We start from the raw sequence: 22,811 nt of genomic DNA, 5'->3' as shown, positions 1-22,811 counted from the left end.
GCCACCGACCGTCGCCCCGGCCCCGCTCCCGACCGCTGCCCCAAGCAGCTCGGGCGAAGTCCGTTGCGGTTCGGCAGCACGCTGAAGGGGCGCGGGGCTGCATCCGTCAGCGGCTCCGCTGCGAGGCGCGACAAGCCTCGGCGTCGCAGACGAACGACGAGACATCGCGGCACTTCCAGCGGAGCGCTCAGCGCCGGTCATCGCCGCTCCCCGGTCGGTTCGGTGAGTGGGGCGGGCGCGGTCAGGAGGACTTCGCCGGGGGCGGTGGGCGTCGTAGCGACCTGGAAGCCCCGGAAGTCGGTGTATCGTTCCGCCACCTCGTCGAACGCGTCGAGACCGCCGATGACCACGGTGCGGGCGCCGCTCGCCAGGGCCGCCCGCACTCCGGCGGCGGAGTCCTCGAAGACGATCGTGTCCGCCGGCTCGACGCCGAGCACGGCGGCGGCGTGCAGATAGCCCTCGGGGTGGGGCTTGCCATGGACCACGTCGTCGGCGCTCACCATGACCTCCGGCAGGGGCAGCCCCGCGGCGGCGAGTCTGACCTCGGCCAGCTTGCGGCCGGCCGACGTGACGACGGCCCAGGAACCCCGCGGCAGCGCCGCGAGGAGCGTGCGGGCACCGGGTATCTCGGTGATCCCGGTGGTCTCCGACTCCTCGTGCGCGACGAGCCGTCGGGTCTCCGTCGCCGCGAGGTCCGGGTCGGGGACGAAGTGGCCGACCGTCTCGCGGGTGGGGCGGCCGTGCGCGAACGCGAGGACCTCGGCGAGGTCGGTTCCGTGCCGTGTGCAAAAGCCCGCCCAGGTGGACTCGACGAGGGCCGTCGAGTCCACCAGCGTGCCGTCCATGTCGAACAGCAGCGCCGCCGCGCGCAGTTGCGGCAGGCGGTTGTCGGGGGTCGCCACCGGGGCGGCGGGCTGTGCCTTGGGCATCTGTGGGTTCCTGACTATCGGAGGGAGCGGCCCAGGGGGCGGGACTGGGACACCGGCAGCCCGTCGGCGACGGACGACCAGGTCGCGTCCTCGTGCACGACCAGGGCCTGGCCCGCGTACGGCACACCGCGCGTGCGGGCGAGTTCGCCGGCCAGCCCGGCGAACGCGGCCGGGGGCATGTAGCCGCTGTAGTCGAAGTCCCGCGAGCGGCGGGCGCGGATGCCCGGGCTGTCGACCATGCCCGCGGGCAGCGCCTCGACGAACGTCACCTCGTCCGCGTCGATCTCCTGGGAGACGGACCGGATCAGCGAGCTGGCCGCGGCCTTGGTGGCGGCGTACCCGGAGCGGTTCGGGCCGGCGTTGTAGACCACCTCGGACGAGATGTGCAGGAACAGCCCGGGCGCGGTGGCCCGCAGCGACGGCAGCGCCGCCTTCAGCGTCCAGGCCAGACCGTGCACGTTGATGGCGAACTGGTCCAGCCAGTCGGCCTCGTCGGTCTCCAGGAACGGCTCGCGCCGGGAGGTGAAATAGATCGCCGAGTAGCAGACCAGGGAGACCTCGGCGGGCACGTGGGTCCGCAGCGCCTCCTTGGCCTGTTCGGGGTCCCGGAAGTCGAGCCGGTGCCATACGAGGCGGTCGGCGCCGGGGTCGGCCGGCCTGCTGCGGCTGAAGACGTGGGTCTCGATGCCGTGCGCGGCCCAGGCGTCGGCGACGCCGCGTCCGATGCCGGTCGATCCGCCGACCACGACCGCCGTCGGGGCACCGCGGTGCGTACGGCTCACGCGCCGACCTGCTCGGGCACGAGCGAACCGGCCGAGGGGATGTGTCCCTGGGCGTGGTCGCGCAGCAGACGCGTGGCGTCGCGCAGTTCCGCGGGCGTGACGTCGTTGACGAAGTGGTGCCGTCCGATGCCGATCGGCAGAGGCAGCCGCTGCTGGCCGTCGCGGTGGCGCACGGTGTCGAGCAGGGCGTCGTCGAGCAGGGCCGGGTCGTCGAGGACGTCGTTCCACAGGGGCAGTCCGAGCGCCCGGATCACGTCGTAGATCCGCCGGGCCTGTGCCTCGGCGACGTCGCCGCGCAGGGTGGCCAGCGCGGTCGTCAGGGCCATGTCGATGACCACGGCCTCGCCGTGCAGCAGCTCGGGCAGGGCGTGCATCTCCAGGGTCGGGCTGAAGGTGTGGCCGTAGTCCACGCAGCGCTCCAGCGCGGACTCCCAGAGGTTGGGCTGGAGTTCCTCCAGCATGAGGTGGATGGACTCGGCGATGATGGCGTCCGCGGCCCGGGACAGGTCCTCGGTCGTGCCCTGGAGCCGGTCGGCGCGGACGGCCGCGCCCCGCGACTCCAGCAGGACGAACAGGTCCTCGGAGCGGATCAGAGCCATCTTCAGGATCTCGGCGAGGCCGTTGCTGATGTGCCGCAGGGACAGGCTGCGCAGGAAGGACCGGTCCAGGAAGGTGGCCGTCGCCGGCGCGTAGGTACCCAGCCGGTTCTTGCCGCGCTCGTAGTTGACCCCGGTCTTCACCCCCGACCCCGGCGTCCACGAGGCCGATCAGCGTCGTGGGGATGCGGATGTACGGCGTTCCGCGCCGGTAGAGGCTCGCCGCGAAGCCGACGACATCGGTCAGCACCCCGCCGCCGACGGCGAGCACCGGCTCCCGGCGGCGGTCGATCCCGAAGTCGTTCATCGCGTCGACGACCCGCGAGACCGCGTCCCACTGCTTGACCGCCTCGTCGGCGCGCAGGGGTACGACCGTCGCGTCGATCCCGTGGGCGGTGAACCAGGCACGCATGTCGCCGCCGTAGAGCGCGTCGACGTTCTGGTCGATGACGACGAGCCGCCGGTCGCCCGGGTGCAGCGGGGCGTCGGGGCATCCGGTCAGCAGGGCCGTGTTGCCGGGTTCGAACAGGCCGTTGGAGCTGACGACGTGGTAACGCACTTGACGGACGGCCTCGACCGTCCAGAACGGGCTGCCCCCGACAGCCTGGCGAAGCCCTTGAGTGAAGACAGTACCGCTACGCATATCCCCTCCAGCGTGAGCTGCCACATTACGAGCACGAAGGACTTTTGATCGGCTCGATGTCGATTATAGTAGCAGCAATGACACTGGCTATGTCATTTGTGTTACTCTCGAAGCAGGGGGCGATGTGAGAAGCGGGCGCACGTAGACAGAGGGTGCTCGTCGATGACCGCGCCCTTCGTGCTCATATAGAGGAACCCCCGAGTCGCCGAGGCCTACGGAGGTCGGACGCATGGCAACGCTGGCAGAACGCTTGAACTCCTGGTTTGCCGATGCAGCCACCGCGGATACCGTCGGCCGTCTGCGCGAACCGTCCACATCCGAGGTCGCCCAGGCCATCTCGAACGACCCGAGCCACGACGTGACGATCTCCCGGAGCTATCTCACCGCCCTGCGCAACGGCTCGCAGACCAACCCGACGGTCAGCGTGCTCTCCGCGATCGTCAAGTACTTCCAGTCCCGGGACATGACCCTGCCGGTGTCAGTGAGCGCGCTCATCAACGAGGAGCCCCCCGCCCGCCCCGCGGAGCCGCAAGAGGAATGGGCGGCGGCACTCGCCGACCGGCAGGTGCAGTCCATCGCGATGCGGGCCGGCCAGCTGACCCCCGAACTGCGCGAGCAACTACTGTCGATCATGGACGTGCTGGACGACTCCAGGAAATCGCCCGCCTCCGGGGACGACAAGGCGTAGGACACCTGCGCACTCATCGGCCGGGGACATCTCAGGCCGACGCCGAACAGGTCCGCATCGCGCGCAGTTCGTCGGAGAGCCGGATGAGAGTGCCGAGATCCTCCTCGTAGTCATGGCCGTCGATGCTGCGACGGCTGCGCGGGGCGAGGACGAAGACCGCCTCCGTCGGCGGACCTCCATCGCGCGTCGCGCGGTCGCCGTGCAGGTGCAGGGCGTGGGCGATGAGGCGCGCGGATGCCCTGGGGTCGTCCTGCGGCACGGCTGTCGACATCTCCTCGGCCGCCAGCCGGAGATAGGGACCGAGCCGGGTCAGACCGTCGCGGCACTCGACATAACGCCGGTAAACGGCGGGGGAATTCGCGAGAAGAGCATCCCGGCGGCGGCTGCGATGGTCCAGGACGAGCTCGGGATGGACTTCCACCAACCGGCGCCACAGCTCCTCGAGTCCACGGAACTGACTGCGCTGCTCCAGCCTCTCCCGAACGATCTGTGCCACGCTGACGAAAAAGGGCAGCCCCGGCCCCACGCATACCACAATGGCGGCGACCTGGCCGAAGAAAAAGACGTCGGTATAGGAGATCATCCGCCCCGGCTCCCGCAGCGTCGGCAGATTCACCCAAAGGAATCGGAAAATACAGGTGAAAGCCAGGCCGGTCAGACCGACGGCGATGATGTTCAGTGACAGCCGCCGCAGCGAACGCCCTCGTCGGGCATGACGCCCGGCCAGGTAGGCACTGGCCGCGTATCCGAAGAACAGGTAGAAATTGCCGAAGTTGTAGAAGGTGCGTACACGCCAGTCCACGAGATAGTCGGACGTCAGCAGGTGATTGCGCAACTGCGTCGGCAGAATCACCGTCATGGCGAGCATCCCCGTCAGACAGACGAGGCAGGCGCCGATCTCCCAGGGCCATGGCGGCGCCCAGCGCCTCAGCGGGCTTTCCCGGAGGAAGCCGACCATGAGGCTGAGGCCGATCAGGACCTCCACATTGTATGTGATCTTGGAGAAGCCCTCGAAGGTGAAGCTGTCGACGAGGCTCAGGACGAACGGCTGAGCCAGCACGTTCCCCGCGCCCATCAGCAGCAACGCCAGGCACAGATGCAGCCGCATGGGGTCCCGGAAGCGCCGCCGGATGAGCGCGGGCACGGTCCACACCGCACCGGCGAGAAGCGTGACGATGGCGATGAGATTGAGCGCGCTCACACCGCTCCGTCGGTGAGGACGAGGCTGTTGTAGACCGAGGGCCGCCAGGGCTCGTCGAGTCCGTGGCTACGCACGCGCCGGCTCATCGAAATGGCCTGGTACATGATCGTCGACGCGATGATCTCGGCGTCGCGCTCGTCCCGGTCGGAATAGCAGGTCCGCTCCACCGTGCCCGGCGGCCGCTCGCCCTGGAGGTCGAACGCGATGATGTGTCCCACCTCGTGAAGAATGATGTGTGCTTGGTGCGCCTTGGTGGTCTTCGCCTGATAGACGATGACGTCCTCGTGGTCACGGGATATCAGCACCCCGAACGGCCCGTCAGCCGCCAGATCCCACTCCATAAGCCGGATCGGCCTGCCCCGCATTTCACCGAGCTCATCACACAGAGCGGTGACACTGAGCGGCAATCGGGGCGTGAGCTGACGCATCAAATGTCGACTGTGCGTGCGCAATTGAGCGTCACGCAGCCGGTTTTCCCGCGCCCCCCGAGACCGCTCCGAAGTACGCCTGCCCCGTTTGCCCCACACCTGTTGAACCTCCCCCGTGCGACTGCGCCGACTCGAACCCGTGCCTCGCACAATCGAGTCCGCGCTGATTGGTCACGGGACAAATCTACGACACCCGTCGCCGCACCTCATCGAAAAGAGATTCACATCACCGTCCTGTAACGAGAGATTCACGGACCGCGGTGGAACTACCGCGCGGTGAGCCTCGCGCCGGGATCCATGGGGCGGCAGCCCGCACCGGTCACGTCCCCGAAGTGACCGCCGGCTGCGGCTCGGGGCCCGTCGACCGCTCCGACTCCTCCCACAGTTCGGAGAACTGGCTGACGCGGTCCTCGATGTGATCCGGTTCCGCCCTCAACCAGGTCCCGTCCGGGTTGGACTGGAGGTCCGGCTTGGTCTCGTAGCACATCTCGCCGTCGAAGATGATGAAGTCGTTCACCTTGGGGGTGGACTCCATCAGTGACCGCACGGCGATGCGCGCCTCGATGCCCCGTCGGCGCTGGTCCTCGCACAGCGCTCTGAGTTCCGGCGTGACCTCCTCCGGGACCCGTACGACGAACAGGCGCCGGATCTCCACGCCCCGCCTCCTGATCGCCTTCTCCTGCGCGGCGAGGTACCGCTCGGCGGGCCCGCTGGTCCAGAACTCCCGGTCCACCGAGGTGCTGGTGGCGTCGAGGGTCATCTTGACGCAGTCGGTGATGTCGATGAGCCACTCGTGGTTCTCGCCGGGGCAGTCCGCGCTGCCGCTGCCGAGGCCTTCCATCATCTTGGCGAGGCGGCCGAGTTCCTTCTCGGCGAAGGCCTGCACGATGTCGCCGCCCTGCTCACGGACCTTGGTGTAGCCGAGGACCAGCCGGGTCACCTCGTCGGAGCGGAGCACCGAACCGTCCACCTGGCTGAACAGCGTCGTCGCGGCGAGGATCTCGTTGAAGCGGGTGTCGACCTTCTCGAACCGCTCCCCGAAGTCGATCAGGAACTGCACGATCAGCGCCGCGCTGCCGATGACGATGGACGCCACCCACTGCCAGATGTTGCCGTCGTCCTGGTCCAGGATGCTGGTCAGCAGGAAGGCCCCGCCCGCCGCCGAGGCGGTGATCAGGATCCGCCAGAACATCTTGGGCATGCGCGGCTGCGGGCGCGGTGGGTGACCGTTGTTCCCTGTCCCTAAGGGCGCTCCGTTCATTTCTCATCCCCCGTCTGTATGCGGTTTCGGTTTCCGCCCCTCAGCGCGGGGTCAGCGCCTGGTGCGGCGCCGCCACGGCCTGGAGGGCCAGTCGATCTCTGATGCGCCGGCTGAGGTTCTCCCATTGCCGGGAGAACCCCGGTTTCGCTTCCAGTACGTCCCACAGGTGACCCAGCGCGGGGTCCACGTGTGCGCGCGGCATCCACAGGTGCAGCAGATGCACCACGACCGGTTGGAGCGCCTCGATGACCGAGGGCCCGTCCGCCGCGCCGATCCGGTTGTTGTCAAGCATGAGCTGAACCGTCGTCAAAAGCCAGTCGTGCAGGGCGAGATCCTCACAGAGGCCGGCCGCGGCGGCGGCCGGGACGCCCTCCGGCAGCCGTAACTCCATGGTGCGCAGTCCGCCTTCGGCCACGGTGAAGTTCGTCAGGGACGCCCGCTCGCCCTCGGGCTGCCGTCGCGCCACCCAACGCAGGTGCGTGGGCCGGGACTTGAAGGGCACCCGGCGGTCGAGCAGCGCGTGGCGGCGGAGCTGGGCCAGCAGGCCTTCGGCGATCGCACCGAGGTCGAGCTCGCCACGCCCGGCGCCACGCAACACGCCTTCCGCTGTGGCCTGTTGGGGCAGTTTGCCGAACGGCTCGACCAGGCCGGGCCGTACGAGGTACTGCCCCCAGGAGCGCCGGATGTCGGGGCCGGCGGCCGGGACGCTGAAGTACGCGGTCGACTGCAACAGGCGGCCCTCGGTCAGCGCCGCGCGGGCGACGACCGTACCGACGGCCCGGACCTTGCTGCCGTTGGAGGTGGGCAGCCGGCAGTCCACCCCGGTCAGCACCTCCGGGGAAAGGGCGTACATGGTGGGCCGCAGGGAGACCCGGACGGGTTCGTCGGCGCGCAGCCGGAGCAGTTGGGCGGCGGCCCGGCCGTCGAGCGCCTGGAAGGACGGCAGCAGACAGGTACGCACCTCACCGCAGGCGAGGACCGAACGCGCCGACTGTCCCGGGGCCGCCGTCATCTCAGGTCCCCTCAGCCTCGGAGGAGTCGCCGGGCTCCTCGTAGAAGACGTAGGTGGCGCGCTGTGCGACGGCGGCCGGTACCGCCATCCTCTCGCCGCCGGACCGGTCGGCGACCTGCTTCAGCGCCCCGGCGTCGACGTCTATCTGGTCCAGGATGAGCCGCACGGCGTCCTCGACGGCGAGGAACCGGTTCGGCATGAGCGTGCAGGTGCGGTAGGCGCTGAAGGCAGCTGTGGTGTCGGTGAGCTTGATCAGCGGCGGCAGCCGGTCCCAGTCGTGCGGGAACTCCCCGCCCGTCCACGCCTGCGGCTCCAGCACGGGCTCGCCGAGGTGCCGTAACAGCCCCAGGCGGGCCAGTTGCCACACGGCGGCCAGGAACGGGCAGGACCACAGGCGCTTGCCGTCCTTCTCGGACCACAGCTCGACGTCCATGAAGACGGAGTGGTTGCGGGCCGCGGTCTCCTGGGGCGGCTGCCAGCCCTTGACCTCGCCCAGGGCGCTGCGGGACATCGTGGGCGTGCGCTGGCCGTTGGCGAGCCAGCCGGTTCTGGCTGACGGGCGGGCGGGAGCCGTAGCTGCCCGGCGGCGGCGACTCGACGAGGCGGTGCATGACCGATTCGGCGAGCTCGATGCGGTCGGCGACCGCGCAGGCCGACTCCCGGGCGAGGTAGTCGATGACGAGACCGGCCTTCTCGGCCTCCTTCAGCACCATCGGGATCAGCTCGGCCGGGGTGGAGAAGCGGGTGAAGTAGTCGTCGATGAGGAAGCAGGTGCTGATGCGCGGGCGCTTGCTGCGGCGGGCGGCGGAGGCGCGCACCGCGTCCACCCAGATCCGTACCTCGGCGAAGTGCTCACGCAGCCGGTCGGGCCCGGCCTCGAAGTCCTCCATGTAGAGGTGGCCCAGCTCCAGGGAGAGATGGGACAGCGGCACGGACTTGGTGACGGGCTCGGCGGTGGTCTCCCGGAAGACGGCTTCGGTCATGCCTGCTCCCAGCTCTCGTCGTCGGTGAGACGGCGGGAGAGCTTCCTCAGCTCCTCCCAGGTGTCCATGTTGGCGATCTGACTGTTGAGCACGTCGTCCTCGGTGATGAGCTTCTCGCGCCACTGCAGGACCGGTTCGAGGGGCACGGAGCCGAGGACCCGGCTGTAGCCGATGCCGAGGTTGGAGGCGAGTTGCTTGAGGTCGCCGTCGGTCGTACGCATCCACTTCGACTGGGTGGGGGATACCTGCGACCACAGCGACGAGTTGTGATCGGGCACGGCAGCCCGTACGAAGCGGATGGCGCTGCTCAGGGCCTCCTCGTCGTGGCCGCGGGCGACGCCGCCGGCGATGATGCCGCGCTTGCCGAAGACCAGGTTCGCCGCGGCTGCCACATGCTGGTGGGTCCAGCGGTGGAAGACCAGCCAGCGAGCGGTGACCTCGCTCATCTCGGGCTGCGCGGTGGCCTCCAGGGCCATGTCGACGGCGTACGAGCGGCCGGCGCTGAGATCGACGATGACCAGGTCGAACTCGTAGTAGAGCTTCGTCAGCAGGTCGACGCAGCGGCGGAGGTTGTCGTCGGTGGTGGCGAACTCGCCGCCGCTGAGGTCGCCGGGCATCAGCACCATGCGGCCGCATCCGGGCGGCAGGTTCTCCCGGAGCTCCTGCATCTCGGTCTCGGCCAGGATGTCGATCCGGGCCGGCTCGCTGACCTCGCCGGTCAGGTAGGCGTGCAGACCGGAGTCCTCGACGGCCTGCCGGGCGTCGGCCACGTCGAAGACGGCCGCCGCGGTGGGCGAGCCGAAGTCGAAGTCCAGGTAGCAGACGTCATCCCCGGCCAGCGCCCGGTGGTAGGCGAGGTTGGCGCTGGTGACGGAGCGGCCCGTGCCTCCCTTGTCGGAGGCGGCGAAGATCAGCACGGTTCACACTCCCCGGTCCGCGGCTTCGCGGGCCCGGGCGAGCGAGTCGAGCTGTCCCAGCACGTCGAGCGTCAACGCGTAGGCCGTACCCGGCTGTTCGTCCACGAGGCTGCGGGCGCGGCGCAACTTGACCTCGATGTTCCTGAGTTCCATTCCGTGCCGGCCGGCGTCGGTGGGCGCGGGTTCCATCTGTTCGTTGCCCAGCAGGTGGGCGGACTCGCTGAGCAACGCCCTTGCCAGCTCGGTGAGTTCGAGGCTGCGGATCGGTGGCTGCCGGTACATCTCGTGGGCCTGGACCATCACCTCGGTGACCCGCTCGGTGATACTCCAGGACACCGGGACGCGCCGCTTGTGGATCTCCGCGTCGGGGTAGGCGGCGTGGATGTTGTCCCACAGGCCGATGCCCTCGCCGTCGCGGATGCGGCGCCGCCACATGTGGTCGAAGATGTCCTCGGCGAGTCTGAGCAGCCGGTCGTGCGAGGCGAGGTTGCGCGACAGCGTGCACAGCTGGACGGTCCGCTTCAGCAGCTGTGCCGAGAAGTCGGTCATGGACCACGTCATGGGCGGACCGATCCGCTCGCTGCCCTGCAGGGGCAGGGCGACGCCCACGTTGTGCAGCTGGTGGACCATCGGGTCGTCGCGGGTCATCCGGCTGGTGATGCGGCCGCGTTCGGCGAGGCGTTCCATGACGCCGACGGTGCGGGTCAGGTCGTCGTCGGTGGCCCGGCGCCGCATCAGGTCGTGCACGAGGATGGCGGCGACGGAGAGGGAGAAGTACTCGGACTCCAGCCGCTGTCCCGTCGTACGCCAGGGGATGTCCTCCAGGGGCCAGCTGTCGGCGTCGAAGCGGGCGATGCCGGACCAGTACTGCTGGGTGAGCTCCCAGCGCAGCCGGAGCGCCTCGGCGAGCTTCTGCTGCTCGGTGTTGAGCAGGCCCAGGGTGAGCGTGCGGTCGGAGAACAGGTCCTGGATGCCGTCGAGCGCGACCACGGTGAAGTACAGATACGGCACCGCGTTGGCGACGCCCGCGGGCTGCGGCCCGATGGGTTCGCTGGTCTCGACCTCGGGAGCGTCCTTGACCATGCTCCACGCCCAGCCGCACTCGAACAGTTGGTTCTCGTCCTTGAGGCCTTCCTGGACGTCGATACCGAGGTAGACGCTCTCGACGATCGCCGCGCGCAGCGGACGGAAGCGGTTCTGGAACTTGTTCAGCACCTGCCGCTGCGACATCCGTCCCTGGCCGAGGAGTTCGCAGAGGGTACGGCCCTGGGGGGCGTCGGTGTCGAAGACGTTGACGACGAAGGAGCGCAGCAGGCTGACCATGGCGGCGGTGAGCCGGTTGCTGGTGGCCTGGCGCAGCTCGGCGATCGTCTCCTTGATGTCGCTGCGCCGGGTCCTGGTCTCGTAGACCTTGAGGAAGCCGAGCGTGGCGAGGCACAGGGTGATCGACATGGAGAACGAGTCGGTCACGCCGAGTTGGCGCTGCTCCTCGGTGAGCTCCTTGGTCTTGTCCCGGGAGCCGAAGTAGTAACCCCCGGCGAAGGTGGGCCGCTTGTCCTCCCCGGTGTGGGTCCGCATGAACTCGGCCGCGGCCGTGACGATGTTGGCCGGGAGGTCCAGCCTCCCGCCCGCCTTCTTCAGCGCCTGCTGGACGTCGTCCTGTGTGGTGTCAGGGTCGTCCAGCCGGAACGCGGGGATCTCCGTGGCCGGGTACAGCAGGCAGAGCAGTCGCTCGGCGTCGGCGACGCTGCTCACTCCGCCCCATTCGCCCCACTCCCACTCTCCCCCGGCGAAAGAGTGCCGAGCGATCGCCTGCCAGATGTCCAGCAGATGCTGGCGTGGCTTGATCTGCATCCCATGCCCCTCACACAGGCCGCCCTGCCATCAGTTGAGCAATTCACTGTTCTCTTGTGAAGATTCGCCGATCAGTTGACCGGAATGTCGACATCCGAATTTCGGCGCCAACCGTGGGCGACCAGCATGCCCTTGTACCCCTGGCGCACTCGCGCCGAGGATTTGAGCGGCCTGACCTTGAAGTCCCTCGCAAACCGCTCCAGGCTCGCGTACACATCGGACTCTCCCACGTCACACGCGGGGAAGAAATGCTCACCCGCGTGATAACCCTGTGAATGCGCCATGAAAGCGGCGGCGAACGGGGCACCGGGGGCGAGGCACCGCATGAAACGCTCCACGCCCAGCGCGAACTCGCCGGGAGAGGCCGTCATCGACTCGGCGACGAAGAACATGGTCCCCACGGACCACCGTCCCTCGTACCGCTTGAGTTCGAAGAGGTCACCCTGCTCGACCTTGACGACCTTGCGGAACTTCTCACGCGGGTCCACATCAAGGGAGCGGTAGGCCTTCTTCCGGCACAGGGCCGTCCAGAACTTGTCCCAGTTCTCCTCGTAGGAGTCGACCTGGCTGTCCAGGTACTCGACATTCGAGGAGGAGCGCTCGAAGAGGGTGATCTCGTCGCACCACGGCAGCATGGTCAGTGCGGGATAGAGATTGACGCCGGCACCCACATCGATACCGGAAACCGGCCCGACGCCCTGCTTCCGGAAATGATCGCCGAAATGATCCCGGATGATCTGCAGGATCTCCGCGTCCTCTTCCTGTAAGTCGCGGTAATTGTGATCAAGGTAGGCGATCGAGTCGAATGCCTCGTCCCATGGCACATCGGCATTCTTCACCTGGACGCCCCCCGACGATCTCTGGGTCATTCCACCAACGGTACCAAAAACAGGCGCATCGGGAGCGCGTCGAGGCATAACCAGCAGGGCAGTCTTGAAGACCCGGACCGCGCTCCTCAAGATGGGCGGACCTCTGGTGAGCACCTGAAACGGCAGGCAACAGGTACTCACCCGCACGAGTGACTCCATTCCATCACACAGGGGGCGGCTGATGGCTGTACCGGAGGAACGTTTCCCTTTCTCGGGCGGCACCACTGACCAGGCATTCTTCGCCGACTTCAGCGACCGGCCGCTGACCATGAGGGGCGTCACCGAGGCGGATCTGCCCGAACTCCTCCGCGTGGACCGGGAGGTCTTCCCCGAGGAGCCGTACCCGTACTTCGTGCTGCGCCAGCACTTCGACGCGCACGGCGACCGCTTCCTCGTCCTCGACGACGGCGAGTGTCTGCACGGCTATGTCCTCTTCGTCAACTCCTCGGACGGCTACGTGTGTTGGGTCCTGAGCCTGGCCGTCAGCGCCGACCAGCGGGGCCGCGGGCTGGGCAAGCGGCTGATGCTGGAAGTGCTGCGGCAGTTGCGCCGGGAGCGGGTCCATGAGGTGCGGCTGACCGTGGAGCCGACGAACGCGGCGGCGATCCAGCTGTACCGGTCGCTGGGGTTCTCGGCCGAGGGAGGAGTGCACGGGGATTATCTGGGCCCCGGGGAGGACCGGCTGATCATGACATTGGGGTTGGGGATGGGAGCGGGGACAGGCATGGGGACGGGGACGGGGACGGGCATGGGGCCGGGGAGGGTGCCAGGGAGGGGGTAATCCCCAGCATGGGCCCGGGAGTTACCAGGATGTGACGTGCCGTCAATCACCGGCAGGCTGCTGTGCATGAAGCAGATCACCAAGAGTGCCGCCCTGATCGCCGCCGCCTCCGGAGTCGTCTTCGGCCTCGTCACCCCCCTCACCGCGTCCGCCACCGGCGTGCCCGCGCCGCTGAAGTGGACCAAGTGCGAGGGCGGCGGCCTGGATTCACGGCAGGAGTGCGCGACCGTGTCCGTACCGATGGACCACACCGACCCCACCGGCCCGAAGATCGACCTCGCCATCTCCCGTATCCCCAGCGAGAAGCCGTCGGCCCGCCGGGGCGCGCTGCTGATCATCGCGGGTGGGCCCGGGGGACGAGCCTCGGCGAACCCTCGGACAAGGGGCAGAGGCTGCCGCAGGAGGTACGGGACGCCTACGACCTGATCGGGTTCGCCCCGCGCGGCAACGCGCCTTCGGCTCCGGTCAGTTGTGACCTTCAGGAGGGCGACCTCGCCCTGACGAAGGCGCGCCCGTGGCCCGCCCCCGACGGGTCCGTCACCGAGAACATGGCCTACGCCCGGCGCGTCTCGGACGCCTGCGCGCGCAATGGCGGCGAGCTGATGAAGCACATCAGCACCAAGAACAACGCCCGCGACATCGACCGCATCCGGGCCGCGCTCGGCGAACGCAAGCTGTCGGCGTGGGGCGACTCGTACGGCACGTACGTCGGCGCGGCGTACCTCGAGCTGTTCCCGCACCGCACCGACCGCATCGTGCTGGACAGCAACGACGACGCCGACCCGGTGCGGGCGGAGCGCGCCTGGCTGCAGGCGTTCGAGGTGGGCGTCGAGGACAACTTCCCCGAGTTCGCCAAGTGGGCGTCGGCGCCCGGCAATCGGTACCGGCTCGCCCACACCGCCGCCGAGGTGCGCCCGCTCTTTCTCCGCCTCGCCGCCCGCCTGGACCGCGAGCCGATCCCCTGGCCCGACGCCAACCCGGCGGAGCTGAACGGCAACGTACTGCGCCAGACCATGTTGGACAGCCTCTACGACCCCGACGACTACCCGGTCCTGGCCGAGCTGATGCTGGCCGCGCAGAAGGGCGAGGTTCCGCCCGCGCCCCAGCTGCCGCCGTTGCCCGCGCTGCAGAACGGCGCCGCGGTCGGCTCCGCCACCATCTGCAACGACGGTGCCTGGCCCAGGTCGGCGGCCGAGTACGAGAAGGGCGTCGCCGAGAGCCGGGCGAAGTATCCGCTGACCGCGGGCATGCCGAGGAACGCGATGATGTGCGCCGCCTGGCCGTGGCAGCCGAAGGAGGCGCCGGTGCGGGCCACCGAGCGCGGCCCGTCCAACGTCCTCCTCGTCCAGAACGAGCGGGACGTGGCCACGCCGCTGAGCGGTGCCCTGAAGCTGCGCGAAGACCTCGGCAGGCGGGCCGTCATGGTCACCGTGAACTCCACCGGCCATGGCGCCTACCTGGAAAACGGCAACGCGTGCGGTGACGCCACCGTGTCCCGCTTCCTGGCGACCGGGGAACGGCCGGCCCGGGATCTCTACTGCGACTGAGCACACCCGCGGCGGCGGGGGCGGCGGACCGGAGGGATTTCCGCCCCCGCCGCCCCTACCCGTCCCATCCCTGGGGGCCTGCGGCCCCCAGACCCCCGCTTCGGCCCTGAACGGGCCTCGTCCTCAAACGCCGGACGGGCTAAGACAGCCCCCGCGCCCCGGGCAACCGAATCCGCCGCACCGGTGGTCTGGAGGGCGAGGGAGGGTGCTTGATGCAGGCCGAAACAGAGGCCCAGTTCCAGGAATTCGTCAGGGCGCGGTGGTCCCACCTGGTGCGGACCGCGTATCTGCTCACGGGCGACGCGCACCATGCCGAGGACCTGACGCAGACGGCGCTGGCGAAGGCGTACCGCTCATGGCGGCGGGTGGCACGCGCCGACAACCCGGAGGCGTATGTCCGGCGGATGCTGGTCAGCTGCAACAGCGACCGTTTCCGCAAGCGACGCGTCGCCGAGTCGCTGACCGCCGCGCCACCGGAGACGGCGGGACGCGAGGCGGGCTACACGGGCGTGGACGAACGGGGCGCGCTGCTCGGCGCGCTCGCCCAACTGCCGCCCAAACAGCGGGCGGTGGTAGTCATGCGCTATTGGGAGGACCTGTCCGAGGCGGAGGTGGCCGACGTGCTCGGCTGCTCCATCGGCACGGTCAAGAGCCAGGCGTCCAAAGGGCTGGCGAAGTTGCGTACGTATCCGGGGCTCGCTCGGATGACGCCGTCCGGACAAGGAGGCAGCAGGTGAACGGCGACGAGCGGCGACAGGGAACGCAGAGCGAGCCGGACTTCGAGGAGCGGCTGCGGGAGCTGCTCGCCGAGGACGCCTACACGATCCGCCCGTCACCGGCGCCGTATCCGGCGATCCGGCGCCGGGGCGTGGCCGAGCGGCGGCGCCGGGTGGCGGCGGCCGGGGCGGTGCTGGTGACGCTGGCGGCGATGCCGGTGGGGGCGTACGCGCTGAGCGGCGGGGGTGCGGGGAGGGGCGTGGCGACGACCCCGACGCCCTCGGTGAGTGCCACGCGGTCCCCGTCGCCGACGCCGTCCCCGACCCCGAGTGGGCCCGCGCGGCCGGCCACGAAGGGGCAGCTGCTCGACGGGATCACCTTCGGGCAGGCGGCGGACGGGCTGGAGAAGTGCCTGGCCTACCAGCGGTCGGGAGCCATGGCGGGCGACACGGACCCGGGCGCGCCGGACGACTACCGGATCCTCCTGGCCATGCGCAGTACCGGCGACTCCAACACGCCCGGCGACGGCATGTACGTCGTCGCGGTGCGGGAGCAGCCGGAGGAGACCCACCTGATCTGCAACATCAAGAACGGCGAGACCCAGGGCGTCTCCGGCTTCGGCAACGACGCCGACGTCATCCCGGACGAGGGCCCGGTGTACATCGACCCCAACAGCGGCAAGCTCTACCAGCAGTCGTTCCTCGACCGGGGCAACTGGAAGCTTCCGTTCCGGTGGGGTGTGATCGGCACGGTCAAGTCGTCGGTGGCCAGGGTGACGGTGTCCTACGGCGACTCCAGCGCAGAAGCCGCCCTCGACCACGGCTGGTTCGTGGCGTCCGGCGTGCTGAACGAGCAGGTCACCGTGGCGCCGCACATCAAGGGCTACGACGCCGACGGCAAGCTGGTCTACGACTCCGACGAGGACAAGTACTACCAGCGGACCCTGCCCTAGCGCTCCGCTGGAAGTGCCGTGATGAGGCTGCGGGCCGGTGGGGGCTGGTCGCGCAGTTCCCCGCGCCCCTTACGGGGCGCAGTACCGGGCCGGGGGCGCCGCACAGGGGACGGCGCCCCCGGCCCGCCGTTACGACGGCTGCGGCTCGCCGCCCGGCACCACGCCGTTCACCGCGGCCGCCAGGCTGAACGGCGCCGGCCGGTTCCTCATCGGCCGGGTCACCTGCTTCGCCACGCAGGACGGGATCCCGGCCGTCGCGTCCGCCGTCTGGCGCCGGTACGCGCTGGGGGACATGCCGACCAGCTCGGTGAAGCGCGTGCTGAAGGTGCCCAGCGAGGAGCAGCCGACCTCGAAGCAGACCTCGGTGACACTGAGGTCGCCCCGGCGCAGCAGCGCCATCGCGCGCTCGATGCGCCGCGTCATCAGGTAGCCGTAGGGCGACTCGCCGTAGGCGGTCTTGAATTCGCGGCTGAGGTGCCCGGCCGACATGTGCACGCCGCGCGCGAGCGCTTCGACGTCCAGCGGCTGCGCGTACTCCCGGTCCATCCGGTCGCGGACGCGGCGCAGTGCGACGAGGGTGCGCAGGCGCTGTTCCTGAGGCGTCGAGTGGCTGGATCGCACCCCCACATCTTCACGGGCCGCCTCCCACCCCGTCCACTCCCGCGTCCGACCGGAGCGGGAGCGGGAGGCGAGCAGGGCCATCACCGGTGCCGAGGCGAGACACATCCCGGGTCAGCCGGCGACGTAGGCCGCGAGGTGCTCACCGGTGAGGGTGGAGCGCTCGGCGGCGAGGTCGGCGGGGGTGCCCTCGAAGACGATCCGGCCACCGTCGTGGCCGGCGCCGGGGCCGAGGTCGATGATCCAGTCGGCGTGCGCCATGACGGCCTGGTGGTGCTCGATGACGATGACCGACTTGCCGGAGTCGACGAGCCGGTCCAGCAGGCCGAGCAGCTGCTCGACGTCGGCGAGGTGGAGGCCGGTGGTCGGCTCGTCGAGGACGTACACACCGCCCTTGTCGCCCATGTGCACGGCCAGCTTCAGCCGCTGCCGCTCACCGCCGGACAGCGTGGTCAGCGGCTGGCCGAGGGTGAGGTAGCCGAGGCCGACGTCCGCCATCCGCTCGACGATCTTGTGCGCGGCCGGAATCCGCGCCTCGCCCGCGCGGAAGAACTCCTCGGCCTCGGTCACCGACATCGCGAGCACCTCGCTGATGTCGCGACCGCCGAGGTGGTACTCCAGCACCGAGGCGTCGAACCGCTTGCCCTCGCACTCCTCGCAGGTGGTGGCCACGCTCTGCATGATGGCCAGGTCGGTGTAGATGACGCCGGCGCCGTTGCAGGTGGGGCAGGCGCCCTCGGAGTTGGCGCTGAACAGGGCCGGCTTCACACCGTTGGCCTTGGCGAACGCCTTGCGGACCGGGTCGAGCAGTCCGGTGTACGTCGCCGGGTTGCTGCGCCTGGAGCCGCGGATCGCGGTCTGGTCGACCGAGACCACGCCCTCCGGTGCCGGGATGGAACCGTGGACGAGCGAGCTCTTGCCGGAGCCTGCGACGCCGGTGACGACGCAGAGCACGCCGAGCGGGATGTCGACGTCGACGTTCTGGAGGTTGTTCGCCGTGGCGCCGCGGATCGCGAGCGTCCCGGTGGGTTTGCGCACCGACTCCTTCAGCGCGGCCCGGTCACCGAGATGACGCCCGGTGACGGTGTCGCTCCGCCGCAGCCCCTCCAAGGTGCCCTCGAAGCAGACGGTGCCGCCCGCCGTGCCGGCGCCGGGGCCGAGGTCGACGACGTGGTCGGCGATGGCGATCGTCTCCGGCTTGTGTTCCACGACCAGCACGGTGTTGCCCTTGTCGCGCAGGCGCAGCAGCAAGTTGTTCATCCGCTGGATGTCATGGGGGTGCAGGCCGATGGTCGGCTCGTCGAAGACGTACGTGACGTCCGTGAGCGACGACCCGAGGTGCCGGATCATCTTGATGCGCTGCGCCTCGCCGCCGGAGAGCGTGCCGGAGGCCCGGTCGAGCGACAGATAACCGAGGCCGATCTCCACGAACGAGTCCAGGCTGTGCTGCAGCTTGGCGAGCAGCGGCGCCACGGACGGCTCCGCTATCCCGCGGACCCACTCCGCCAGGTCGCGGATCTCCATCTTGCAGGCGTCGGCGATGTTGACCTCGCCGATCTTCGAGGAGCGGGCCGGCACGCTGAGCCGGGTGCCGTCGCACTCGGGACACTCGGCGAAGGTGACCGCGCGGTCCACGAAGGCCCGGATGTGCGGCTGCATCGACTCGCGGTCCTTGGCGAGGAAGGTCTTCTGGATCTTCGGGATCAGCCCCTCGTAGGTGAGGTTGATGCCGTTGATCTTCACCTTGGTCGGCTCGCGGTAGAGGAAGTCGTGCCGCTCCTTCTTGCTGTACTCGCGGATCGGCTTCTCCTTGTCGAAGAACCCGGATTCGGTGATGACCCGCACGACCCACCCGTCCCCGGTGTAGGTGGGGATGGTGAACGGATCCTCGGACAGCGACTTCGAGTCGTCGAAGAGCTGGGTGAGATCGATGTCGGAGACCGAGCCCCGCCCCTCGCAGTGGGTGCACATGCCGCCGGTGCGGCTGAAGCTGACCTTCTCGGTCTTGGTCTTGTCGGCGCCCCGGTCGACGGTGAAGCCGCCGCTCGCGGAGACCGAGGCGACGTTGAAGGAGTAGGCGCCGGGCGGGCCGATGTGCGGCTTGCCGAGCCGGCTGAAGAGGATGCGGAGCATGGCGTTGGCGTCGGTGGCGGTGCCGACGGTGGAGCGCGGGTCGGACCCCATCCGCTGCTGGTCGACGGTGATGGCCGTGGTCAGCCCGTCCAGTACGTCGACCTCGGGCCGCGCCAGGTTCGGCATGAACCCTTGCAGGAAGGCGCTGTACGTCTCGTTGATCAGCCGCTGCGACTCGGCGGCGATCGTGTCGAAGACGAGCGAGCTCTTGCCCGAGCCGGAGACTCCGGTGAACACCGTCAGCCGGCGCTTCGGGATCTCGATGCTGACGTCCTTGAGGTTGTTCTCGCGAGCGCCGTGCACACGGATCAGGTCGTGGCTGTCGGCAACGTGCGGCGCGGTCATCGTGTGGTCTCCATCTACAGCTCGGTCGGGAACGTCGCCGGTAGGGGCGCCGGGGTGGGGGCGCGGGGTGGGGGGCGGGGTCGGGGGCGGGCTCAGCCCCGGGCCTGGATACGGATCAGGTTGCCCGCCGGGTCGCGGAAGGCGCAGTCGCGGATGCCGTACGGCTGGTCGGTCGGCTCCTGGACGACCTCCGCGCCGCTCGCCTGCACCTTCTCGAAGGTGTCGTCGACGTTCGCGGTGGCCAGCAGGATCCATCCATAGGTCCCCTTGGCCATCATCTCGGTGATCGTGCGGCGCTCGTCCTCGGTGATGCCGGGGTCGGCGGCGGGGGGCGCGAGGAGGATGGACGTGCCCGGCTGGCCGACGGGACCGACCGTGATCCAGCGCATCTTGCCCTGTCCGACGTCGGTGCGGACCTCGAAGCCGAGGGCGTCGCGGTAGAAGGCCAGGGAGGCCTCCGGGTCGTCATGCGGGAGAAAGCTGGCGTGAATCGAGATGTCCATGCCCGTCACGCTAGCGGCGGCGGTGGGGCGGCGCTTCTCGATTCCTGACCTGCGCCGGCAGCACCGCGGGGTTCTTCGCCCCGGCCGCCCCTACCCATTCCCGTCCCCTGGGGGCTGCGCCCCCAGGCCCCCGCTTCGGCCCTGAACGGGCCTTGTCCTCAAACGCCGGACGGGCTGGAATGCCTGGGCGGGCGTTGAGAGGTGAAGCCCCCTGTGGGTGGGTGGGGGTTAGGGATGGTGTGGCCTCGTCCTCGGACGCCGGGCGGGTAATTCCAGCCCCTCCGGCGTTTGAGGAGCGGGGGTCCAGGGGGCAGAGCCCCCTGGCCGGGGTCGAAGGGGCGGAGCCCCTTCAGGATGGGACGGGTAGGGGCGGCGGGGGCGAGCGAACCCCGCGTCAGCCGACCCTCGCGGCGATCCCACGGAAGTGAACCGTCATCGCCCGCTGCGCCCCCTCCACATCCCGCGCCCGCAGGGCCGTCACGATGTCCCGGTGCCAGCGGGCGGTGAGATCGGGAGACGGGTCGTCCGGCCGCCCCCGAGCCCCGGACACCCGCCGGAACACCGTCCAGAACGCGGCCAGCAGCTGCGGCACAAGGTCGTTGCCGAGCGAGGCGTACAGCAGCTCATGGAACTCCCGGTCCAGCTCGGGAAAGGCCCGCCCCGACCGCCCCGCCACCTCCATCCGGGACACGACAGCTTCCAGCCGGTCCAGCTCAGCCTCCGTGACCGTCGCCGCCACCCGCCGGATCAACCCCTCCTCCAGTACCTCCCGCACCTGAAGGATCTCCGCAAGCGCACCCGAGTCGTCGTGGTCGTGCCGGGCGAGCGTACGAAAGGTCAACCCGTCGATCAGCGGCGTCAAAGACGCCTGGCCGACATACGTCCCGTAGCCGTGCCGGATCTCCACGATGTCGAGAGCCTGGAGCGCCTTGAGCGCCTCGCGGACGGAGTTGCGGCTGACGCCGAGGTCGTCCATGAGCTCGGCCTCGGTGGGCAGGAGGGCGCCGGCCTGGAGCCTGCGGTCGATGATCAACTGCATGACCTGACGCTGGATCCGGCTGTTCCTGGACTCCTCGGACGTACGACTGTTCCTGGGCTGCCCGGGCATGCGGCGCATGGTACGCGCACCGGACGTCCCACATCCCATGTCCGCGGAATGCCGCCCTGACGGGGGATCAACTCACGCCATTTCACAGCGCCATTGGTCCGACCTGTGGCAGATGCGCCATTCGTGTGAGATCCCTTGACCGCCCCCACCACCCCACCTATGGTCGCGCTGACCGGGAGGACGTAGGACGTCGTATCTCCTCACCCGGGGCACGCATTCCCTCGCTTCTCCTCGCCCCCATCGCCCCCATCGCCGGAGCACACCACCCACCGCTGGAGGACCCGTGCGCGACGTGACCCACGACGTGACCCACGACGTGACCCACGACGTGCCGGCGCTGCACCGCCGGTCGTTCCTGAAGTACACCGGCGCGCTGGGCGCGGCCGCCGCCGTCTCCGCGTCGCTGTCGGCCTGTTCGTCGGGGCCTCAGTCCACGAACGAGACCGGCGGGGGCGGCGGCCAGGACCGGACGCTCACCGCGGTCATCGGCTACGGCAACGACGGCAGCTGGGACCCCACCCAGACGGCGTCCGCCTTCTGCATGGCCGCCAACAACCACATCTACGAGGGCCTCCTCGACACGGACCCGATCTCAAGGGAGCCGTACGCCGCCCTCGCCACCCAGGTGCCGGCCGACCCGAACGCCACGACCTGGAAGTTCACGCTGCGCGCGGGCGCCAAGTTCCACGACGGGAAGCCGGTCACGGCCGACGACGTCGTCTTCGTCTTCGACCGGATCCTCGACCCGAAGACGCAGACCCTCGCCAAGGGGTTCTTCGCGAGCTGGCTGAAGGAAGTGCGGAAGATCGACGCGCAGAACGTCGAGCTGGTGCTCAAGTTCCCCTTCCCCGACGGGATTTCGCGGCTCACCCTCGCCAAGATCATGCCGAAGCACGTGTTCTCCCAGCCGGGCGCCTGGGAGGACGCCATCAAGGGCAAGGCGATCGGCTCGGGGCCGTACCGGCAGACCGCGCACCACCCGAAGTCCAACACCACCTTCGAGGCGTTCGCCGACTACAACGGCCCGCGCAAGCCCGCCTTCAAGAAGATGAACTGGCTGACGATCGTGGACGCGGCGCCGCGCGTGGCCAGGATCTCGGGTGCCAGCGCCGGTGCGCAGATCGCGGACAACATCCCGTACGCCAACATCAAGCAGCTGGAGAGCGGCGGGCTGACCGTCGCGGGCGGCGCCGGGATGAACAACCTCTTCCTGATGTTCAACACCCAGCACAAGCCCTTCGACGACGTACGCGTCCGTCAGGCGCTGCACTACGCCATCGACACCGAGAAGATGATCGAGGTGGCACTGAAGGGGCACGGGCAGCCTTCGTCCTCCTTCCTCAACGAGGCCAACCCCAGCTACCGGCGCGCGAAGACCGTCTACGACCACGACCCCGACAAGGCGAAGGCGCTGCTGAAGGAGGCCGGGGTCAGCGGGCTGGAGATCGAGATCCTGGCCGTCAACGTGAGCTGGATCGTGGACTGTCTGCCGACCATCAAGGCGTCCTGGGACGCGATCGGCGTCAAGACCACCCTCTCCCCGCAGGAGACGACGGCCGTCTTCACCAAGATGGACCAGAAGCAGGACTACCAGGTGGTCGCCGCCGCCTCGAACCCCAACCAGTTCGGCCTCGACGCCGACCTGATCATGCATTACAACTACGGCCCCGAGAACCTGTGGATGCAGTACACGCGGTGGGCCGACAACTCCGTCGCCAAGGCGCTCTTCAAGGACATGGACCGGGCGACCCAGGAGTCGGACACCGAGAAGAAGAAGACGATGATCCAGGACTACATCGACGTCGTCGCCGAACAGGCCGTGCTCTACCCGGTCGTCCACAACGAGCTGATGACGGCCTGGAACCCGAAGCAGCTCACCGGGATAAGGGCACAGCCGTATCCCGGCATCAACCTCCTCCAGGCCAAGTGGGCCTAGCCACGACG

General features: G+C 69.2%; 19 protein-coding genes and 3 pseudogenes. 6 read left to right on the top strand and 16 right to left on the bottom strand.

What is annotated here, in order from left to right:
- Positions 1 to 197: 197 nt before the first annotated feature.
- From QQM39_RS31055 to QQM39_RS31040, 4 genes and pseudogenes are all read right to left on the bottom strand, one after another.
- Positions 198 to 929 (bottom strand): HAD-IA family hydrolase, encoded by a 732-nt coding sequence (locus QQM39_RS31055; protein WP_302000846.1) that lies wholly within the window; start codon positions 927 to 929, stop codon positions 198 to 200.
- A 14-nt stretch (positions 930 to 943) separates the two neighbouring features.
- A complete protein-coding gene (locus tag QQM39_RS31050; protein WP_302003788.1) occupies positions 944 to 1,711 on the bottom strand; it encodes an SDR family oxidoreductase in 768 nt (255 codons plus the stop codon).
- Positions 1,708 to 2,451: a hypothetical protein gene (locus tag QQM39_RS31045; RefSeq protein ID WP_302000845.1), complete on the bottom strand. Its 744-nt coding sequence runs from the start codon at positions 2,449 to 2,451 to the stop codon at positions 1,708 to 1,710. The genes QQM39_RS31050 and QQM39_RS31045 overlap by 4 nt, the downstream gene beginning before the upstream one ends.
- A 64-nt stretch (positions 2,452 to 2,515) precedes the next feature.
- Positions 2,516 to 2,719, bottom strand: a pseudogene (locus tag QQM39_RS31040) (2-epi-5-epi-valiolone synthase); the annotation flags it as partial.
- Between the two features lie 460 nt (positions 2,720 to 3,179).
- Between QQM39_RS31040 and QQM39_RS31035 the strand changes: the two are divergent.
- Entirely contained in the window at positions 3,180 to 3,638 is a 459-nt protein-coding gene (locus QQM39_RS31035) for a hypothetical protein (RefSeq protein ID WP_302000844.1), read from the top strand.
- A 31-nt stretch (positions 3,639 to 3,669) separates the two neighbouring features.
- On the opposite strand, the gene QQM39_RS31030 is transcribed toward QQM39_RS31035, so the two are convergent.
- The 8 genes and pseudogenes from QQM39_RS31030 to QQM39_RS30995 form a co-directional block, all read right to left on the bottom strand.
- Positions 3,670 to 4,839: an MAB_1171c family putative transporter gene (locus QQM39_RS31030; RefSeq protein ID WP_302000843.1), complete on the bottom strand. Its 1,170-nt coding sequence runs from the start codon at positions 4,837 to 4,839 to the stop codon at positions 3,670 to 3,672.
- Complete coding sequence (locus QQM39_RS31025) at positions 4,836 to 5,267, bottom strand: hypothetical protein (RefSeq protein ID WP_302000842.1); 432 nt, start codon at positions 5,265 to 5,267, stop codon at positions 4,836 to 4,838. The genes QQM39_RS31030 and QQM39_RS31025 overlap by 4 nt, the downstream gene beginning before the upstream one ends.
- 319 nt (positions 5,268 to 5,586) lie before the next feature.
- Positions 5,587 to 6,468, bottom strand: a complete 882-nt coding sequence (locus QQM39_RS31020) for a DUF6879 family protein (protein ID WP_302000841.1) — start codon at positions 6,466 to 6,468, stop codon at positions 5,587 to 5,589.
- Positions 6,469 to 6,568: 100 nt separating this feature from the next.
- On the bottom strand, positions 6,569 to 7,540 hold the full coding sequence (locus QQM39_RS31015) for an SCO2521 family protein (RefSeq protein ID WP_302000840.1): 972 nt from the start codon (positions 7,538 to 7,540) through the stop codon (positions 6,569 to 6,571).
- A 1-nt stretch (position 7,541) separates the two neighbouring features.
- Positions 7,542 to 8,523 (bottom strand): annotated as a pseudogene (locus QQM39_RS31010) (SCO2522 family protein).
- On the bottom strand, positions 8,520 to 9,440 hold the full coding sequence (locus QQM39_RS31005) for an SCO2523 family variant P-loop protein (RefSeq protein ID WP_302000839.1): 921 nt from the start codon (positions 9,438 to 9,440) through the stop codon (positions 8,520 to 8,522). Before QQM39_RS31005 ends, QQM39_RS31010 begins: the two are co-directional and overlap by 4 nt.
- Before the next feature lie 3 nt (positions 9,441 to 9,443).
- Positions 9,444 to 11,294: an SCO2524 family protein gene (locus QQM39_RS31000; protein ID WP_302000838.1), complete on the bottom strand. Its 1,851-nt coding sequence runs from the start codon at positions 11,292 to 11,294 to the stop codon at positions 9,444 to 9,446.
- 71 nt (positions 11,295 to 11,365) lie between these two features.
- A complete protein-coding gene (locus QQM39_RS30995; protein ID WP_302000837.1) occupies positions 11,366 to 12,163 on the bottom strand; it encodes an SCO2525 family SAM-dependent methyltransferase in 798 nt (265 codons plus the stop codon).
- A gap of 181 nt (positions 12,164 to 12,344) precedes the next feature.
- On the opposite strand from QQM39_RS30995, the gene QQM39_RS30990 reads away from it, so the two are divergent.
- The 4 genes and pseudogenes from QQM39_RS30990 to QQM39_RS30975 all read left to right on the top strand — a co-directional run bounded on the left by QQM39_RS30990 (position 12,345) and on the right by QQM39_RS30975 (position 16,160).
- Positions 12,345 to 12,944 carry a GNAT family N-acetyltransferase gene (locus QQM39_RS30990; RefSeq protein ID WP_302000836.1) on the top strand — a complete coding sequence of 200 codons (600 nt, stop codon included), beginning with the start codon at positions 12,345 to 12,347 and terminating at the stop codon, positions 12,942 to 12,944.
- A gap of 66 nt (positions 12,945 to 13,010) precedes the next feature.
- A pseudogene (locus QQM39_RS30985) lies at positions 13,011 to 14,491 on the top strand (alpha/beta hydrolase).
- 212 nt (positions 14,492 to 14,703) lie between these two features.
- The gene (locus tag QQM39_RS30980; protein WP_302000835.1) at positions 14,704 to 15,228 is read left to right on the top strand and encodes a SigE family RNA polymerase sigma factor; all 525 of its coding nucleotides are present in this window, start codon (positions 14,704 to 14,706) and stop codon (positions 15,226 to 15,228) included.
- On the top strand, positions 15,225 to 16,160 hold the full coding sequence (locus tag QQM39_RS30975; protein ID WP_302000834.1) for a hypothetical protein: 936 nt from the start codon (positions 15,225 to 15,227) through the stop codon (positions 16,158 to 16,160). The genes QQM39_RS30980 and QQM39_RS30975 overlap by 4 nt, the downstream gene beginning before the upstream one ends.
- Before the next feature lie 129 nt (positions 16,161 to 16,289).
- On the opposite strand, the gene QQM39_RS30970 is transcribed toward QQM39_RS30975, so the two are convergent.
- The 4 genes from QQM39_RS30970 to QQM39_RS30955 form a co-directional block, all read right to left on the bottom strand.
- Complete coding sequence (locus QQM39_RS30970) at positions 16,290 to 16,706, bottom strand: helix-turn-helix transcriptional regulator (RefSeq protein ID WP_302003787.1); 417 nt, start codon at positions 16,704 to 16,706, stop codon at positions 16,290 to 16,292.
- Positions 16,707 to 16,892: 186 nt separating this feature from the next.
- Positions 16,893 to 19,256 (bottom strand): excinuclease ABC subunit UvrA, encoded by a 2,364-nt coding sequence (locus QQM39_RS30965; RefSeq protein WP_302000833.1) that lies wholly within the window; start codon positions 19,254 to 19,256, stop codon positions 16,893 to 16,895.
- 92 nt (positions 19,257 to 19,348) lie between these two features.
- Positions 19,349 to 19,759: a VOC family protein gene (locus QQM39_RS30960; protein WP_302000832.1), complete on the bottom strand. Its 411-nt coding sequence runs from the start codon at positions 19,757 to 19,759 to the stop codon at positions 19,349 to 19,351.
- A 394-nt stretch (positions 19,760 to 20,153) separates the two neighbouring features.
- The gene (locus QQM39_RS30955) at positions 20,154 to 20,867 is read right to left on the bottom strand and encodes a FadR/GntR family transcriptional regulator (RefSeq protein ID WP_302000828.1); all 714 of its coding nucleotides are present in this window, start codon (positions 20,865 to 20,867) and stop codon (positions 20,154 to 20,156) included.
- A gap of 304 nt (positions 20,868 to 21,171) precedes the next feature.
- Between QQM39_RS30955 and QQM39_RS30950 the strand changes: the two genes are divergently transcribed.
- Positions 21,172 to 22,803, top strand: coding sequence for an ABC transporter substrate-binding protein (locus tag QQM39_RS30950; protein WP_302003786.1), 1,632 nt, complete (start codon positions 21,172 to 21,174; stop codon positions 22,801 to 22,803).
- Positions 22,804 to 22,811: the final 8 nt, after the last annotated feature.

Origin of the sequence: Streptomyces sp. DT2A-34 (genome assembly GCF_030499515.1) — a bacterium.
Lineage (GTDB): Bacteria > Actinomycetota > Actinomycetes > Streptomycetales > Streptomycetaceae > Streptomyces.
The sequence above is the reverse complement of the archived record's forward strand: the minus strand, read 5'-3'. Positions and strand labels throughout refer to the sequence as shown.